The organism is Tahibacter sp. (assembly GCF_032229445.1).
Lineage (GTDB): Bacteria > Pseudomonadota > Gammaproteobacteria > Xanthomonadales > Rhodanobacteraceae > Tahibacter.
Map to the genome: position 1 here is coordinate 39,120 of NZ_JAVTWC010000038.1, position 15,355 is coordinate 54,474.

At 63.9% G+C, this 15,355-nt stretch carries 15 protein-coding genes; all 15 read right to left on the reverse strand.

From position 1 onward, the window contains the following. Positions 1-94: 94 nt before the first annotated feature. Positions 95-1,021: a class I SAM-dependent methyltransferase gene (locus tag RUU78_RS08110; RefSeq protein WP_313915421.1), complete on the reverse strand. Its 927-nt coding sequence runs from the start codon at positions 1,019-1,021 to the stop codon at positions 95-97. Next, positions 1,018-2,232: an ABC transporter ATP-binding protein gene (locus tag RUU78_RS08115; RefSeq protein ID WP_313915423.1), complete on the reverse strand. Its 1,215-nt coding sequence runs from the start codon at positions 2,230-2,232 to the stop codon at positions 1,018-1,020. Before RUU78_RS08115 ends, RUU78_RS08110 begins: the two co-directional genes overlap by 4 nt. Beyond that, complete coding sequence (locus tag RUU78_RS08120; protein WP_313915425.1) at positions 2,229-3,035, reverse strand: ABC transporter permease; 807 nt, start codon at positions 3,033-3,035, stop codon at positions 2,229-2,231. The genes RUU78_RS08115 and RUU78_RS08120 overlap by 4 nt, the downstream gene beginning before the upstream one ends. Positions 3,036-3,090: 55 nt before the next feature. Then, the gene (locus tag RUU78_RS08125; protein WP_313915427.1) at positions 3,091-4,152 is read right to left on the reverse strand and encodes a peptidyl-prolyl cis-trans isomerase; all 1,062 of its coding nucleotides are present in this window, start codon (positions 4,150-4,152) and stop codon (positions 3,091-3,093) included. A 44-nt stretch (positions 4,153-4,196) separates the two neighbouring features. Then, positions 4,197-5,339, reverse strand: a complete 1,143-nt coding sequence (locus tag RUU78_RS08130; protein WP_313915429.1) for a hypothetical protein — start codon at positions 5,337-5,339, stop codon at positions 4,197-4,199. Positions 5,340-5,734: 395 nt separating this feature from the next. Further along, on the reverse strand, positions 5,735-7,243 hold the full coding sequence (locus RUU78_RS08135) for a hypothetical protein (protein WP_313915431.1): 1,509 nt from the start codon (positions 7,241-7,243) through the stop codon (positions 5,735-5,737). 164 nt (positions 7,244-7,407) lie between these two features. Continuing rightward, entirely contained in the window at positions 7,408-7,830 is a 423-nt protein-coding gene (locus tag RUU78_RS08140; RefSeq protein ID WP_313915434.1) for a hypothetical protein, read from the reverse strand. 19 nt (positions 7,831-7,849) lie between these two features. Continuing rightward, positions 7,850-10,141, reverse strand: coding sequence for a type II secretion system secretin GspD (gene gspD, locus RUU78_RS08145; protein ID WP_313915436.1), 2,292 nt, complete (start codon positions 10,139-10,141; stop codon positions 7,850-7,852). A 14-nt stretch (positions 10,142-10,155) separates the two neighbouring features. After that, entirely contained in the window at positions 10,156-10,869 is a 714-nt protein-coding gene (locus RUU78_RS08150) for a hypothetical protein (RefSeq protein WP_313915438.1), read from the reverse strand. Further along, positions 10,866-11,480, reverse strand: coding sequence for a type II secretion system protein GspM (gspM, locus tag RUU78_RS08155; RefSeq protein WP_313915440.1), 615 nt, complete (start codon positions 11,478-11,480; stop codon positions 10,866-10,868). Before gspM ends, RUU78_RS08150 begins: the two co-directional genes overlap by 4 nt. Beyond that, positions 11,455-12,675 (reverse strand): PilN domain-containing protein, encoded by a 1,221-nt coding sequence (locus RUU78_RS08160; RefSeq protein ID WP_313915442.1) that lies wholly within the window; start codon positions 12,673-12,675, stop codon positions 11,455-11,457. The genes gspM and RUU78_RS08160 overlap by 26 nt, the downstream gene beginning before the upstream one ends. Continuing rightward, positions 12,675-13,505 (reverse strand): type II secretion system protein GspK, encoded by an 831-nt coding sequence (locus RUU78_RS08165; protein WP_313915444.1) that lies wholly within the window; start codon positions 13,503-13,505, stop codon positions 12,675-12,677. The genes RUU78_RS08160 and RUU78_RS08165 overlap by 1 nt, the downstream gene beginning before the upstream one ends. A 59-nt stretch (positions 13,506-13,564) precedes the next feature. Continuing rightward, positions 13,565-14,287, reverse strand: coding sequence for a prepilin-type N-terminal cleavage/methylation domain-containing protein (locus RUU78_RS08170; RefSeq protein ID WP_313915446.1), 723 nt, complete (start codon positions 14,285-14,287; stop codon positions 13,565-13,567). Then, the gene (locus tag RUU78_RS08175; protein WP_313915448.1) at positions 14,284-14,799 is read right to left on the reverse strand and encodes a type II secretion system protein; all 516 of its coding nucleotides are present in this window, start codon (positions 14,797-14,799) and stop codon (positions 14,284-14,286) included. Before RUU78_RS08175 ends, RUU78_RS08170 begins: the two co-directional genes overlap by 4 nt. Further along, complete coding sequence (locus RUU78_RS08180; RefSeq protein ID WP_313915449.1) at positions 14,796-15,353, reverse strand: GspH/FimT family pseudopilin; 558 nt, start codon at positions 15,351-15,353, stop codon at positions 14,796-14,798. The genes RUU78_RS08175 and RUU78_RS08180 overlap by 4 nt, the downstream gene beginning before the upstream one ends. Positions 15,354-15,355 lie beyond the last annotated feature (2 nt).

Consider the following 15,355-nt stretch of genomic DNA (forward strand, 5'->3'; position numbering starts at 1 on the left):
GCCCTTGCCTGAGTCGGCGCGCGGCCGTCGGCCGTGGCGCGTATCGATGTCGTCGGTGATGTGCAAGCCGCGCGGCGGCAGCTGGTCTTTTGCCTCAGTCCGGACCGCCAGCCCAGCGGCGCCACCAGGATTGCCGCGGTGGTTCGGCGACGCCGTCGGTCGGTCCGGGTGCTGCAGCGCGTTCCCGCTGCAGCGCGGCTTCGAGCTGCGCCTCCAGCTCGGCGATGCGCGCGCCGGCCGACATGTTCTTGCGGATCTCGTGATTGTAGTGCCGATAGACGGATTCGTCGCGATCACCGAACCAGGACGTCGCCGGCAATGGCGGCAGCGGGCGCCGCGAGCAGACCGCGATGAAATACATCGGGGCGTAGACCAACCCTTCCTCGACCTGCCCGTCGCTACTGGCGGTCACGTAATGGCCGGCCGTCTCCAGGGTCGGCGGATCCAGCGACCAGATCGCCGACTGGAACAGCAGGCGCTGCGCGTAGACGCGTACGTGCGTGAAACGCGCGCGGAGCAGCTGCTCGAATTCGTCGCGATACAGCTCGCGCACATGGAATTCGTTGCGAAAGCCGGCCGCATCGCCGTAGGTCGCCTTGTCCGGCGAGGAAATCACCAGCAGGCCGTCATCGCTCAGGGCGTGGCTCAGCCCATCGAGCAGGCCATCCTGAGCTGCCACGTGCTCGAGCGTTTCGAACGAGACAACGAGATCGAAGCTCGCCGCCGGCAGCGACAGACGCGTCGCATCGGCCTGGTCGAAGCTGAGGTTGCTCGTGCCGGCATAGCGGCTGCGCGCATGCGCGACGGCGACCGGATCCACGTCCAGGCCAAGTACCGATTCCGCCACCCCGGCGAGCAGCGCGCTGCCATAGCCTTCACCGCAGGCCGCATCGAGCACGCGGCGGCCCCGCGCCCAGGAGCGGACCAGGGCATAACGGTGCCAATGCTCGTACCAGATCTCGCGCACGCACTCCGGCGTGAAGCGTTCTCCGGTGAATTCCAGGGCTGCGCCAGCGCTCATTCGCCTCGGCTCCTGCTCAAGGGGGCGGCATGTTCCCAGACGTGGGCCAGCCGCACCAGTCCCGACTCGGAACTGCGCCCTTTGACGGTCAGAGTGCGTTCGACGGTGTCGAACAGGCGCAAGCCTTCGCTATCCAGCGGATGGACGCGGATCGTGTAACTCGCCGGCAGTAACGGCAGCTCGGCAATATGCAGCACGATGCGAAAATCGCCGTCGGGGAGAGGGGCTGGCTGTACGCCGTCCATGTCGCTGCTGACCCCGTAGACCGGCGTACCGTCGGCACGGGCGAAGCCGATATTGACGACCGGCACGCGGCCGTCGCGGGAAGCGATCGTGGCCTCGACCGTCAACGCGGCTCCTTGCTCGAGCGCCGGCAGGGTTTCGGCCTCCTCGCCGTTGACGCGCATCGCACGCACATGGAATTCGAGGCCGCGCACGGCATCGAGGTCGCGTTCGCGGGCTTCGTCGGCGGCGGACTTGCGTTCGTGGTAGGCCAGGTAGGCTTGGGTCACGTCGAACACGTCGCCGCTGGCCTGCATGCGGCCTTCGCGCAGCCACAGCGCCTGCCGGCACAGTTTCTGGATGTGGTACATGCTGTGGGAGACCAGGATCAGGGTGCCGCCCTGCTCCAGATAGTCTTCCATCCAGCGTATGCATTTCTTCTGGAAGGATTCGTCGCCGACAGCAAGTACTTCGTCGGTGATCAGCAGATCCGGACGCGTCGCCGCGACAATGGCGAAACCCAGCCGTACGACCATTCCCGACGAATAGTGTTTGACCGGCTCATCGATGTACCGGCCAATATCGGCGAACGCGACAATGTCGGCGAGACGCGCGGCAAGATCGTCAGCGGAAAAACCTTGCAAGGTCGCAGCCATCGCGATGTTGTCGCGGCCGCTGTATTCGGGATGGAAACCCGCCCCGAGTTCCAAGAGCGCGCCAATACGTCCGTTGACGTGCACGCTGCCGTGGGTTGGTGTCAGTACGCCGGTCAGCAGTTTCAGTAAGGTCGACTTGCCAGCGCCGTTGTCGCCGATCAGGCCGAGCGACTGGCCACGCGGCACGCACAGGTCGATTCCCTGCAGCACCGGCGAGACTTCCCCCGAGGCTCGCCCGGCGAGCAGGCTGCACAGCGCGCGGAACCGGTCACTGCGGCGGAACACGCGCGGATAGCTCTTGCCGAGGCCGCGCGCCTCGACCAGCACGCTCACAGGAAGTCCTCGAAATGCCGCTGCAGACGGCGGAACGCGAACAGTCCGAGTGCGAGGACAAGGACCACGGCGCCGAGGCTGCACGCCACCGCGCGCAGACCGGGCGCGGGCATGTTCAGCAGCGCAAACCGCAAATACTCGGCGAATCCGGTCATTGGATTCAGGTCGAACCACGGCCTTACCCATTCCGGCATTACATAGCGGCCATAGAACACGGGTGAGAGGAACATCCACAGCATCAGGATCTGCGGCAACGCCGGTGCGATATCACGTACGAACACCTGCAGCGCCGACAGCAGCAATGCCAGGCCGAGCGCAAACAGAAACAGCAGCGCCAGCGCCGGCAGCATCAGTGCCAGGCCGGCAGGCGCTATGCCCGCACCTGCCAGCAGCATGACCAGCAGCAGTCCGAGAAAGCCGATGCCGTGGATCGCGAACGAGGCCATCACCGGCGCCAACACCAGTGCCGCGCGCGGCAGGGCGACTTTACCGATGAGGCTGGCGTTGTCCTGGATCGCGGTGGTCGCGCGACTCACGGCTTCGGCAAACGCCGTCCACGGCCACATGACGACGACGAGGAACGGCACGTAGCCCGGCGCATCGGCACCGGGCAGGCGCTGTCGGAATATGTATCCGAATACGAAAGCGTATACGGCCAGCTGCACGAGTGGCTGCAGCAGAGCCCATGCGCCGCCGCTGAAGCTGCCGAGATAGCGATTGCGCAGATCGCGTCGGGCGAGCTGGAATGCCAGCGCGAGGACCGGCGCGATGCGCCTGGCCGCTACCGTATCGAGGGTGCGCAACGCTGCTCAGCCGGCCGCGGCGCTTGCACGGCACTCGGCCGCGCAAGCGCCGTCGTCACTTGCGCGGAGCCGCGTTATCGGCGGCGGGCCTGGCGATGGTGGCCGGGATGCCCGCTCCCGCATTCGCCGATTCGCTGTACCGCTCACGCAGGGTCGCCAGCACTTCCGGCTTCGGGTCCATGGCCTGGTTGCGCAAATTGTCGAGATGGCCGCGTATCTGCGCTTCCATCCATTCGGCGCTCAGCCTCGAAATGATGGACTGGCTGACACGTTCGAACGGCTGCTGCTGCGCCGGCTCGGTCTTCACGAGCTTGAGCAGGTGATAGCCAAAGGACGTCTGTACCGGCGGCGAGAGGTCACCGACGTTCTGCAGCTTGGCCGCGGCCTCGGCGAACGGCTTGACGAAACTTTCCGATGCGGCGTTTTCGATCAGGCCATGGTTGTCCTTCTTGCTCTGATCGTCAGACAGCGATTCCACGAAACTGTCGAACTGAGAAGGGTCGCGCTTGAGCTTTTCGGCGGTTTCCTTGGCCAGGGCTTCCGCCTGCTCCGGCGTGCGCGACTTCGTGTCGAACAGGATGTGCTTGACGTCATAGCGTTTTGGCGTGGCGTACTTTTGCTTGTTTGCCTGGTACTCCTCGCGCGCCTGCTCGGTGAAATCCGGCGCCTTCAGCGATTCCCGCAACTTCTCGACTCGGGCGCGCGACAACGCGTTCTCTACCGCTAGCGCAATCTGCCGCTGCACGACGGGATCCTTATCGATCTCGAGCTGGCGGGCCTCACTGGCGAGCTGCTTGTCCAGCAACATGTTGCGAAGCATCGTTTCGATACGCTCCGGCTTGTTCATGAAGCCGCTGCGGTCAGTCTCCGGAATGCGGTGAACGTAGGCATCGACGTCGCCGAGCGTTACGCGGGCCGTGCCTTGCGATACGACGAGCGTATCCGAATCGCTGTTGCCGGCCGCGCCCGTCGTCGCGGACGCGAGCAATCCCAGAGCGAGAATCACTTTGTGCATTGAGTGCCCCAAAAAGAAAGGGGGCGCGCAAAAAGCGCGCCCTCCGGTTGAAGAGTCTGGATGGACTGTGAGAACCGGACCGAGTTCCTGAGGCCACACCATTCCCGGATGACAGCCTGCACCGGGTGGTGCAGGCCGCGCGGGGATTACTCTGTTTCTTCGATGCTCGCCGGCCAGCCCGTACCACCGGATTTCTGGTTCTGGATTGTGTTGCCGCAGGTACCCGTGCAGCCGGAGCCGGTCAGGTTGCTGAGCGATGCATGGATGATATTCAGATAGTACGTTTCACCCGGCAAGACCTGACAGATGTTCGTCGCGCCGACGTAATAGCCCCACGCCAGCGTGCTGTTGACCGGACCGTTGTTCATGATGCACGGGGCGGTCATCGGGGGTGTCGGCGTGGCGGAGAAATCGCCGCACGTCTTGCTGATCGTAAACGACATGCGCAGGGTAGCCGGCTGCGTCTCTTCGAAACGGAACTGGCCATACGTCTGATTCGGGAAGTTCGGCGGGACCGTGAACTTCAGCGATACATACTGGTTCCGGGGGATAAAAATGCGCTGATTGAGGTTGACCGTCCCCGGAAACAGACGCGACTCCCCGCCCGGGTTATGACCGAATACGTTCTCAAACAAGGTCAGATCGGTGTCGCGGCCGCTCGTATCGTTGTATTGCACACGACCGAACGTAAGACGTGAGATGCCGCTGTTGTTGACGCAGGTATCACCGCCGCCGCCACCAGGCGAAACCGTTACGTTCAGCCCTGACGTTGCTGTTACGGCTGAGCCGGCCTTGTTGCAGGTCAGCTGGAATCGGTACGCGCCTATGGTGCCCGGAATCGTCACCGGCACGGTGAGCCCCTGAGCGCACGCGGTCGCGTTGCTGCAAACATTGCCAGTAAGCGGCCAGTTCGCAATCGCTTCCGGCGTGACGCTGCCGGCATAGCTGCAGCTGTCCGCGTTGGCGGTCCAGGTGACACTGTGCGTGGCGCCCGTCGTGGTCGACGTGGGAATGTCGGCAGTGGTAATGCCATTCGTGATGACCGGATCCGAAACCGGAGTCGTACCAGTTGGGCAGTCGGTGCCCGAGAACGAGCCCGCGGCCAGCAGGGCGCCGGTGGCCGGGTCCATGCTTACGCCGTTTGCGTCGGTGGTGTATTCGCAGACCTTCTGCGGGCCGCCGCCAATCGGGGTCCAGGTAAGCCGCAGAGTCGTCTGGGCATTGGCAGAACCAGAGGCGGCCGCGATCGACAACAGCAGCGCAACGGCGGACAGGCGCAATGCAGGCATTGACAAGTTCCAATTCAAATGAGAGCGAGCGAATTTTAACGCCTGACCGGCCGCTACGTGCAAACCCTTCGTTAAATCAAGTTGCAAGTGAACGAATTGGCAAGACGACGGCGAGGGAAAAATCGTCCGAATGGCACCAAAGGCACGCTTGGCGGTGCCGGCACGGGTCAGACCACGAGGAGAGTTTGCATAAGGGGCGCCGCAGCGATTTTGCAAGTGCGCGGGAGCTTCGTCGACTCGTCAACGTTTCAAAGCAGAACGAACTCGGCGCTACCTGTTGGCCATCAATCGAGCCGCTTGCGTACTCAGCAATAAAGCTCAGAAACCGATCCCAAAAAGAAGGGCCCCAGAGGGGCCCTTCTTCCTACTAGCAAGCACCTACTACCTGATGGATATCAGGAGCAAGCAGCCGTCGCGTTGGTGCAAGCGCGGCTGGCGCGGTGACGGAACAGACCGCTGTAGTTCGACAGCACGCCCGGAGCCACGTTGGCGTTGACGTAGTTGACCGCTTCGAAGCCGGTAGCCGGCAGACCAGCGTAGACGTCGCCGTCGATCGAGGCGCGGCTGAAGTGCGGCTGCGCAGCCGGCGTGAAGCCGAGACGCATCCAACCAGCAGCAGCGAACGGACGGACGTTCGTGACCAGCGTCGAGCCCAGCACGCCCGACTCGGTCGGAGCCGTAGCAACGTTGAGGAAGCTGATGACGTTGACTTCCTTACACAGCGAGGAAGCCGGCTGGCCCGGAGGCGGCGGCGAGAACGGCGGAGCGACGCCCTGCGGACGACCTTCTTCGCGATCGTACTGACCCAGTTCAACCTGGGTGCAGGACAGGCCGAGACCGTTGCCAACGGCGTCTTCACCGAAGGTGTAACGGAACGGCTGGATCGCACCTGGATCTTCGAGCGGCACGCCGAGGATCTGGTTGTCGACATAGAATCGCTTGGTCGGGAAGGTGACAACCCAATCGGTATTCGAGCCGACCGACGCGTCAACGTTATATTCGTTGAACAGGTTGGACGACATGAACACGGCCGACACGGCGTCGATCGCATTGCTCGGAGCGCCGACCGTCGAGTAGTCCGAACGGATCAGCTGACCAGCCGAACCGAACACATACGCGGTAGCGATGCCCGGGCCGGTGTTGGCCTGAGCCAGGGACGGCGTCAGCGAGGCCTGATCGGAGAACAGGGTCGTGATCGTGAATCCGTCGATCGCGTCAGCGTTGTAGGTATAGAACGTACCCTGAGCAACGTTGACAACGCCGCCGGCGCCGAACAGACCGCCGGTCGGCGGGACCAGCAGCGTGTTGGACGGGTCGATCGCCTGCACGACGTTACAGTTGGCCGGGGTGCCAGCCGACGTGTGGGTAACGGCAGTGCGCAGCGCGCCGTTCAGGTCGGCCATCGAGATCAGCTCGATGTGGCCTTCACGGGTACGCGCGATATCGGTCGGGCCGGTATCGACGTTATCGCCGGTGTAAGCGAACGGCAGGAACGCCTGGTACGGACGGCCGGTGCCGAGCGAGCCGGTCCAGACATCCTTGTTCGGGGCGGTACAGCTCTTGTCGGTCGTGGTCATGGCAGCGCCATCACCCGACAGGCCGGCGTCGGACAGCGCGAACACGCTGGCGGTCCAGACGTCGTATTCCGACAGGAACAGGTTGAAGTCGAGGACTTCGCGAGAGTTGTGACCCTCGAGGAAGCGAACCTTGACCGCCTTGGCGATGTTGGTGGTGTTGACCACCGAGACGATGGTCTGCTGGTTCTTGTTAACCGTGTAGTACGGGTAGACGAGAACCTGGCCGGTACCATCCGGATTCAGCTCAACGGCGTTCGCGGTGCTGGCAAGGCCGGCGACTGCGGCGAGGCCTGCGACAACCGAAGTCGTCAAATTATTTCTTTTCATCACAACACTCCTAATGAACCACAGGGCTTTTGCTCACAACCGACCATGCTCCGCAACAGCGGTTTTGGCCCGCCTTTTTTGGGCATGGTAGGGCAACAGCGCGCCAATGCTAGAACAAAGGTCATGGCAACGCAATCCCACGAAATCCGGCTCCAGGAGCCGGCTCACTGTGCCGGAAGGTGATACCACTGGCCTTTGAGGCGGAGCCATTTTTCCTTCTGGACATCAGTACTTGCAACAGGGCCGGGAATGCCGGCCGCGATCCGCAGCTCGAAATCGACAACGAGGCGAACATTGCAGGTGTCCTCATCCGGGCAACTCTTGTCCATGAGCTCGACCTTCTTCCATTTGATCGGCCGGCTGGACATCGATGCGGCATATTGATCCTTGGGATGGGTCGACCGGTATCCGGGAGTCAGGTACTCATACGCCTCGGCGGCATTGTGGGCGATCAGCAGCTCCCAGCGCTTGACCGCGCGCTCTTCAACTGTGCCGCCCTTCTTGGCACCGCCTGTGGTGCCCGCGGCGCAGCCGGCCAGAAGGCCAAGCAATGCGGGCAGCAATAACAGGGTTTTCAGATTTTTCATTCGCTTACTCCGATATTCGTCACTTCTGCTTCTTCTTGTCGCCGCCCTTGTCGCCGAAGGCCGCCTCCAGCGTGTCGCCGCCGGCTCCCTTGATCGGTGGCAGCGATTCGAAGCGGCGCTGATATTCCTCGGTGATGCTGCGTGCATCGATCGCGTTACCCACCACGCGCGGCGTGATCAGCACGATGAGCTCGGTACGGGTGCGGTTCTTCTTGGTGTGGCCGAACAGGTTGCCGATGATGGGTATGCGGCTCAGGCCGGGTACGCCGTCCTTGCCAGCCACTTCGGATTCGCCGATCAGGCCGCCCAGCAGCACGGTCTGACCGCTCTGCACGGCGATTTCGGTTTCGATTTCACGCTTGGCCACGCTGTAGTTGCCGGTAACGTCCTGCACGCCGGGCTTGCTGACTTCCTGCGAGACTTCCATGTAGACGAGGCCGCCCGGATTGACGCGCGGCGTCACCGTCAGGATCACGCCGACGTCGCGAAACTGCACCGACCCGTAACTCGTGCCGGTATTGACGTTGCCGTTGGTGCCGCCTGTGAAGCCGCCGCTCAGGTAATTCTGCACGACCGGAATCTGGTCGCCGACGTTGATGCGCGCCTCCTTGTTATTGAGCACGACCAAGGACGGTGCAGACAGAGTCTTGGTGTTGGAGTTCGTCTGCAGCGCATTGATCGCGACTTCGATCTCGCTGTTGATAAAAGAGAAAAAGATGTTCTGGTTACTCGACGACGGCGTATTGCTCGCACCGAACAGCCCGCGCTGCTGATTTCCAGGCTGCGACTGCGTGAAACGGTTGTCGCCCTGATTACTGGTACCGATAAGGCCTTCCAGGAACCAGCGCACGCCGTATTCGAGATCGCCGACCAGTGAGACTTCAAGGATCTTGGTCTCGATCTGCACCTGCAGAGGCTCTACATCGAGTCGCTTGATCGCGCTCTGGATGATGCCCCACTGGCTCTGCGTCGCCATGACCAGGATCTGGTTGTTCTCTTCGACGGCGGTGATGCGCACTTCCGATTCCTCGTCGCCGATGGTGAACGCTGCGGCTCCGCCGCCCGCACCGCCCGCACCGCCCGCGGCCGCAGCGGCCTGCCTTTCGCGCGTCTGTTCAGCGCGACGACTGGAATCGTTGGTGCCGCGCACTTCGACGGATTGCAGTCCAGGCGCGACGCCGCCGCGCGAACTGGTGCTGCGCGAGGAACTGCTGCTGCGCTGGCCGGTGAACACCTCGTTGAGACGGTCGGCAAGGTCGATCGATTTTACATTCCTCACATCGTACACATAGAGCTGGGTGCCGTTCTCGCTGCCGCCCTGATCGAGCCGGCGCAGCCATTCCTCGGCCTGAGCCAGGTAGTCCGGATTCGGCGTGATCACGATGACCGAGTTGGTACGCTCGATCGGAACGAAGCGGAACATGCCCGCCATCGGCGACTCGCCGGTGGCGCCGAACAGCTTGTCGAGCTCAGGCATGATCTTCGCGACTTCGACATTGACGACCGCATACACACCTATCGACATGCCCTTGAGCCAGTCGACGTCGAAGGTGTCGATCGTGCGCTGGTAGTTGGACAGCTCAGTGCCGGTGCCCGCGAGCACGAGCATGCTGCGCGCCGTATCGACCGAGACGAAGGCGTCGGGCTTGGCGTACGGCTTGAGCAGTTTCTCCATTTCCTTGGGCGAGACGAAGCGCAGCGGAAATACGCGCACTTCGTAACCCCGGGCCAAGCTGGGCGCGGCGATCCGCGGGACCAGCTTCCCGGGCAACGCATCCTTGGTCGGCAGCACCGTGTAACGGCCCTCGCTGTAGACCATCGAGTTGTTGGTCCAGGACAGCAACATCTCCAGGATGGACATGGCCTGGTCGGACTTGATCGGCTTGGACGTGGAAAAGCTCACGTTGCCCTGCACGCCGGGCGCAATGACGTAGTTGAGCTGCAGCAGGTCGCCCAGGATGGCCTTAGCCACGGCCTGGATCGGCTGATTCTCGAAATTGAAGGTCAGCTGGCCGTCGCCATCGGGCACGGACGGCACCGGCGCACGCGCGGCGGCTTCGTTGAGGAATTTGGCCGTTCCCTTCTCGATTTCGGGCTGCGGGGGCTGTGCCAACGGATCCTTGCTGCGGCTCAAGGCGATCGGACCGTCATCGATCTTGCCGGTAAGGACTTTCTCGGCCATCGTTTCCGACTGCGCCGATTGTGTCGGCAGCTCGTCGGCACGTTCGGGCCGGACCGGCCCCGACGAGGAGCAGCCGCCCAGCGCGACCAGCAGCGCGACCAGGCAAAGGGGATACAGACGTAGACGCACTGGTGGCACTCCGTTCATTTGACCTGTTCCTGCTGCTCGCGCAGCTTCTCCGCCTGCTCGCGCATCTCGCGGCGGCGCTCTTCGATTCGGCGTTGCAGTTCGGCGGCCCGATCCGGCGGCGGCTGTCCTGGAACCGTGGTCGGGGCATTGCCGCCCGGTGGAGCCGGTGGTGGCGAGGCGGCGCCGGCCGGGGGCGTGGGCCGCGGGCTGGGGGGTACTGTGAGTCCTGGGGCAACCTCAAGTTCCACTTCCGAGGTTTCGTCCTGCGGATTCTTGAACACGACGCTGCGTGCGCGGATCTCGGTCAGGGTCCAGCCCTGCTGCTCGCCCGGCAGGGGCATGCCCACGCGCAGCGAGACGGCTTCGTTCTTGGCGTTGTCGCGAACCATGGCCAGCCTGACGTCGGGCGTCAGCACGATGCCGGTCAGCGTGATGTTGAGCGGCACCGGCGGCGGTGTGTCGGTCTTCACGTCTTCGACGATCGGCGTCGGCTTGCGGTCGTCATTGAAGATCGGCCGCTGGCGGACTTCGGCGAATTCGGAGTCCGGCGGCATCACAACGGCTTCCGTGTCGATGCGACCGACGCCCGTGACCGGCGGCGCTTCGGTCTCCGGCAGCCAGCCGTAACCGCGGCCGGCCCCCATCCAGGCCAATACGCCGACCAGCGCCATGAAGCCGCAGGCGCCGGCCAGACCCAGGGTGATCACGCGTGCGGTGCGGGCGTTCATGCCTTCTCCGCTCCGCGCTTGCGCATATAGCCCGACAGGTTGAAGCGGATGTCCAGCGCGCTCTGCTGGGGCTGCTTCTGCCCGGGAGCGACGTAGCCGTAGTTCTGCTTGTAAACCATGAGCTGGTCGACGAAGAGGTAAGGCTTGCCGCTTTCGAGCTGGTAGATGATGGAGGACAGGGGCTCGAGGTCGCAGCGCATGCGTACCTGGATGGTGACCTTTTCGTAGAGTTCGGGCTTGCCGCCAGTCAGCTGCTGATGGGTCAGGACCTGGCAGCGGTTCTGGTCGCCGCCGTGCTCGGTCACGGCCTGCTTCATGCGCTGGATCAGATCGGCGGCGGCACCGGCCGCGTCGGTCTGACCCAGGAAGGCCTGGTTGCTCTGTTCGAAGCTGCGCACGTCGGCAAGACGCTTCTCGATCTCGGCGCGCTGCTTGCTCGTTTCCTGGAAACGCTGCTGCTGCTCGCGCAGATCGCTCATCTGCGATGCGATGTCCAGGTGTGGTGCGACGAACCACCAGTGCACGCCGAGCAGATAGCCCAGCAGCAACACGATCAGCGTCAGCACGACCGCCAGGACGCGGCTGTTATTCTTTTCCGGCAGCAGGCGCATTCGCGCTCCCTTCCTTGGTTTCGACCGCCGGTGCGGCAGGCGCGCCCGGCGGCGCCGACTGCGACGGTTCGCGCGCCTTGAGCTGGGCCACGAGGTTGAAGCGGTCCTTCTTTACGCGTGGGTCGGGCTGCACTACGCCCTGAAACGCGGGGTCGGTCAGCACCCTGGACTTCTGCAGTTCGGCAATGAGATTTTCGGAACGGTCACTGAGGCCTTGCAGTTCCACGCGGCCGTCCTCGGTCACGTTGAGGCGCTCGAGGTAGGTGCTGTCGGGCAGGCGTTCGGTCAGATCCCTGAGCAGCGCGATGGCCGGCACGATCGTGCGCTTTTTCTGGGTCAGGAAGTTGGCAGACTCGATGGTTTCTTCCAGCGTCTTGCGCAGCGCGGCGACCAGCTTGGCTTCTTCCTGCGCAGCCTGCACTTCGGCCGTCATGTTCTCCAGCGCGACCTGGCGATTGGCCACGGTGCGTGCCATCACGCCGAGCGCGAGGATGACGGTCAGTGCAGCCAAGCCCAGGTTGATCCACAACCGCTGGTTGCTGCGGCGCGCACGACGCTCCGGTGGCAGCAGGTTTACGCCGAGGCGCTGCCCGTTGGCCTCGTCGAGCCAGCAATCCACGCCGTCGAGCGGGATGCCGAGCTGACTGATCGGGGCCAGTTCCTCGTCGAACGCCCCACGCGGCATCACGACGAGGTCCACCAGAAGCTGGCGTCCGGCAGCGTCGCGCCCGCGCACGGCATAGTCGTAATAGACCTGATCGGCCTTGAACGGTGTCTGCCGGTCCATCTCAAACCCGAGCACCTGACGCAGATTGCCCTCGGCTGCCGCCGGCAGGTTCAGCGAGCGGTGCAGCACGCGCGCGGTCGGTACGCAGAAGAACTGGCGTAGCTGCGGCTCATCGATACGTGCGCGCAGACGCTGGAAATCACTGCGCTGCACGTCCGTATCCTGGGTCAGGTCAACCTTGCCGAATTCGGTGGCGCCGCGCGCGGCCTCGCGCTGCAGCACCAGGGTGTTGTCGGCGATATGCAGCAGCAGTGATTCACGGCCTTCGGCCAGTGCCGCACGCCAGGACGACGGCAGGAAAGACAGCAGCTCACCGCCCCACCACGCAAAGAAGCGCGGCAGCGGTGTTTTGGCATAGCGCGCCCGCAAGCGGACGAGCTGAGGTTCGAGCACGTCTAGAATGGCCATTACTGATCTTCGCCGTCGCGCCAGCGCAGGACCACGAACGGCCTGCCGCCTACGCCCTGTCCGCCCAGCCGTATGGTGGCGTCCAGTCGAGTGCTGGAGCCGTTCGGGAGCGTGGCGCGGGACTCGATACTATACGTCAGCCCCCCACCCTCTGCCACGATGGGGGTTCCGTCGGGCAGCATCAGGTTGGACGGCATGCCCGGCGGTACCGCTTGGCGCTGGGTCAGCAGCATTTGTGCTTGTTCCTCGGTCATGCCCGGAAGAGCCCGCAGCACCTCGAGCGGCGCGTATGCGGGGCTGGGCTGATTGCGGCCCGAATAGAGCGTGAGGCCCTTCTCGATCAGGTGGTAGGTGTCGTAGTCCATCCCCAGCACCTGCTGCACTTCGGACACCGTTTCGAACGGCGCGTTCCGCGGCGCATATTTCAGGCCGGCGGACTTGTAGTCGGCCTCCTCAGCGCCGTGCGGACTGGCCAGATCGTCGGGATCACGCCAGTCCACGATGGCCTCGGCCAGTTCCTCGGCACGCTGGGCCTCGATACCCGCGCCATTGAACAACGCTCTGAGTACAATCGCGTCGACGACGTTGAGATCAAGCTTGCCGCTGTCATCGGTCATGCGCAGCTCGATCGCCGCGCCGTCGAAGTCGAACTCGTAAGGTCGGCCGTCGGCGACCCAGCGCGTCAACGGATCCGGATTACGCAGCTCATAGACGGCGCGATGGATTCCGGCTTCGGCCGCGTAGCGCGCCGCGGTCGTGTCGAACAGATGTCGCGCCTGCAGATTCTCGGTACGCGCGATCACGGCAAAACTGCCGAGCAGGATGCTCATGAGCGCGATGACCCAGAGCACGAGGATGAACGCGACGCCGCGCTGGTACCGGGCCGAATTCATTCTTTCGACGTCTCGGCGCCGCCTAGCGACGGGTTGGGTGTCTGACCCGGCTGCGGCACGCGCTGCTGGAACATGCGCACGCCGCCGCTGGTGTCGAGGATCAGCGGTATTTCCATGGTGGGCCAGGTCAGGCCCGACTCGGGCGTCATCTCCAGATCGATGCGTAACATGACCGGCAGCAGCGACGGGTTTTCCCAGTCGTCCTTCCAGTCTTCGAGTTCATTCTGGTCATCGAACTTGCGGTATTCGAAACGGCCGCGACGGATGCCGTCGAGCAACATCACAGCCTGGCCGTCGTCGGGCTTGAGCTTGTCGAGATCAAAACCGTTGAGCATGTTGTGTGTGAACACCAGTTGCAGGCCGTCGCGGCCGCGCGCGAGCTCCAGTGTCTGCACATAGGGCCCGCCGCGACTCAGGTGGCCGGGCATGGGTGCGACGAAGCGCAGGAAGTCCTTCTCCCCCTGGAACACGAAATTGGCGCCGCTGCCGTGTTCCTGGCCGAACGCGAGCGGCAGGCTGCGGCCAAGCTCGCGGCGGATGAATTCCTGTGCGACACGCAGGCGGTTGGTGCGCTCGATAACCTGCTCGCCCGCATGCATCGCCCGGGTAGCCGTGCGGATGCCGCTCATGGCACCCGTCAGCAGCAGCGCGAGCAGGGTGATCGCCAGCAGCACCTCGAGCAGACTGAAGCCGGCGGAGTTCCGACAGGGCGCCCTCATCGTTTCGTGCCTTCGTTGCCGTTGACGCCGTCGCTGCGCTCGCCGGACGCACCGCCGATCCCGCTGGCCTCGGCGTTGGCCGAACGTAACGAGACGAAATGGGCACTGCGCGGACTGCGTCTCTCGCCCCAGAGCACCTCCAGGTCGACGCGGAACAGTTCGATGCTCTGGAAGCTTTCCGCCGTCGGCCCCGCATTCTCGGAGGGCGGCGGTTCGTATTTGCTGATGTCCAGCTCCCAGCGGAATGCGTCGTCGAAGCGCCCGCTCTTGCGGCCGGGCTCGAGCTTTTCGCCGATACCGACCACGTCCAGCAGCGACTGGGCCCAGAGCGCCGCCTGGGTGTAATCGGCGGCAAGACGGGTATTGCGGATCGATGCCGACAGGATGCCCATGAGCACGCCGAAGCCCAGCGCGAACACGACGAAGGCCGCAACCATTTCGATCAGGCTGAAACCGCGCTGGCGCGCCGCCTTGGGCGGCAGGGCGCGGCGCACGCGCGGAGAGATGCTCATCGCAGTTTCAACTCTTCGAGGTCGACTTCGCCGGTCAGCCAGCCGACATTGACACGCCACTCGCGTGCGCCGGCAATGACCGAAATATGACCGCCGGTCGAGCTGCCGTCGGGATAGAAGCGGATACGTCCGGCCTTGTCGTGGATCAGTTCGTTCTGCGCGGTCAGCAGCTTGATCTCGACCTTGTCCGGAAACTTCACCGCGGACTTGCCCGGCGCGGTATAGCTCATGTCTTCCAGGTCAACGTCCAGCGTCTTCTGCTGGCCTTTGACGATGGCTTGGCCGCGCGTGTAGCGCAGCGCCGCGACGAGTTCGCGGCTGACCGCCTGGATCCTGGCGCTGCCCAGACTGTTGGCGACCGAGACCGACGCAATGGTCACGGCGATGGCGATCAGGATCAGTACCGCCATGAGTTCCAGCAGGCTGAAACCGCGCTGGTGCATGTGCGGAATGGCGACGCCGCGACGGCAGACGCCGTCACGACGGGCGTCAGCGCCCGGGCAGATGCCCGGTTCGGCAAAGCCGATGCGCGATTCGCCGTCCGCCATTCTCATGA

What these genes read in the sequence shown, in the direction of transcription:
- RUU78_RS08180 (WP_313915449.1), bottom strand. Translation starts at nt 15,353, where the DNA reads ATGAGAATGGCGGACGGCGAATCGCGCATCGGCTTTGCCGAACCGGGC.
- gspM (WP_313915440.1), bottom strand. Translation starts at nt 11,480, where the DNA reads ATGCGCCTGCTGCCGGAAAAGAATAACAGCCGCGTCCTGGCGGTCGTG.
- RUU78_RS08135 (WP_313915431.1), bottom strand. Translation starts at nt 7,243, where the DNA reads ATGAAAAGAAATAATTTGACGACTTCGGTTGTCGCAGGCCTCGCCGCA.
- RUU78_RS08140 (WP_313915434.1), bottom strand. Translation starts at nt 7,830, where the DNA reads ATGAAAAATCTGAAAACCCTGTTATTGCTGCCCGCATTGCTTGGCCTT.
- RUU78_RS08170 (WP_313915446.1), bottom strand. Translation starts at nt 14,287, where the DNA reads ATGAGGGCGCCCTGTCGGAACTCCGCCGGCTTCAGTCTGCTCGAGGTG.
- RUU78_RS08150 (WP_313915438.1), bottom strand. Translation starts at nt 10,869, where the DNA reads ATGAACGCCCGCACCGCACGCGTGATCACCCTGGGTCTGGCCGGCGCC.
- RUU78_RS08110 (WP_313915421.1), bottom strand. Translation starts at nt 1,021, where the DNA reads ATGAGCGCTGGCGCAGCCCTGGAATTCACCGGAGAACGCTTCACGCCG.
- RUU78_RS08125 (WP_313915427.1), bottom strand. Translation starts at nt 4,152, where the DNA reads ATGGTGTGGCCTCAGGAACTCGGTCCGGTTCTCACAGTCCATCCAGAC.
- RUU78_RS08175 (WP_313915448.1), bottom strand. Translation starts at nt 14,799, where the DNA reads ATGAGCATCTCTCCGCGCGTGCGCCGCGCCCTGCCGCCCAAGGCGGCG.
- RUU78_RS08130 (WP_313915429.1), bottom strand. Translation starts at nt 5,339, where the DNA reads ATGCCTGCATTGCGCCTGTCCGCCGTTGCGCTGCTGTTGTCGATCGCG.
- RUU78_RS08165 (WP_313915444.1), bottom strand. Translation starts at nt 13,505, where the DNA reads ATGAGCATCCTGCTCGGCAGTTTTGCCGTGATCGCGCGTACCGAGAAT.
- RUU78_RS08160 (WP_313915442.1), bottom strand. Translation starts at nt 12,675, where the DNA reads ATGGCCATTCTAGACGTGCTCGAACCTCAGCTCGTCCGCTTGCGGGCG.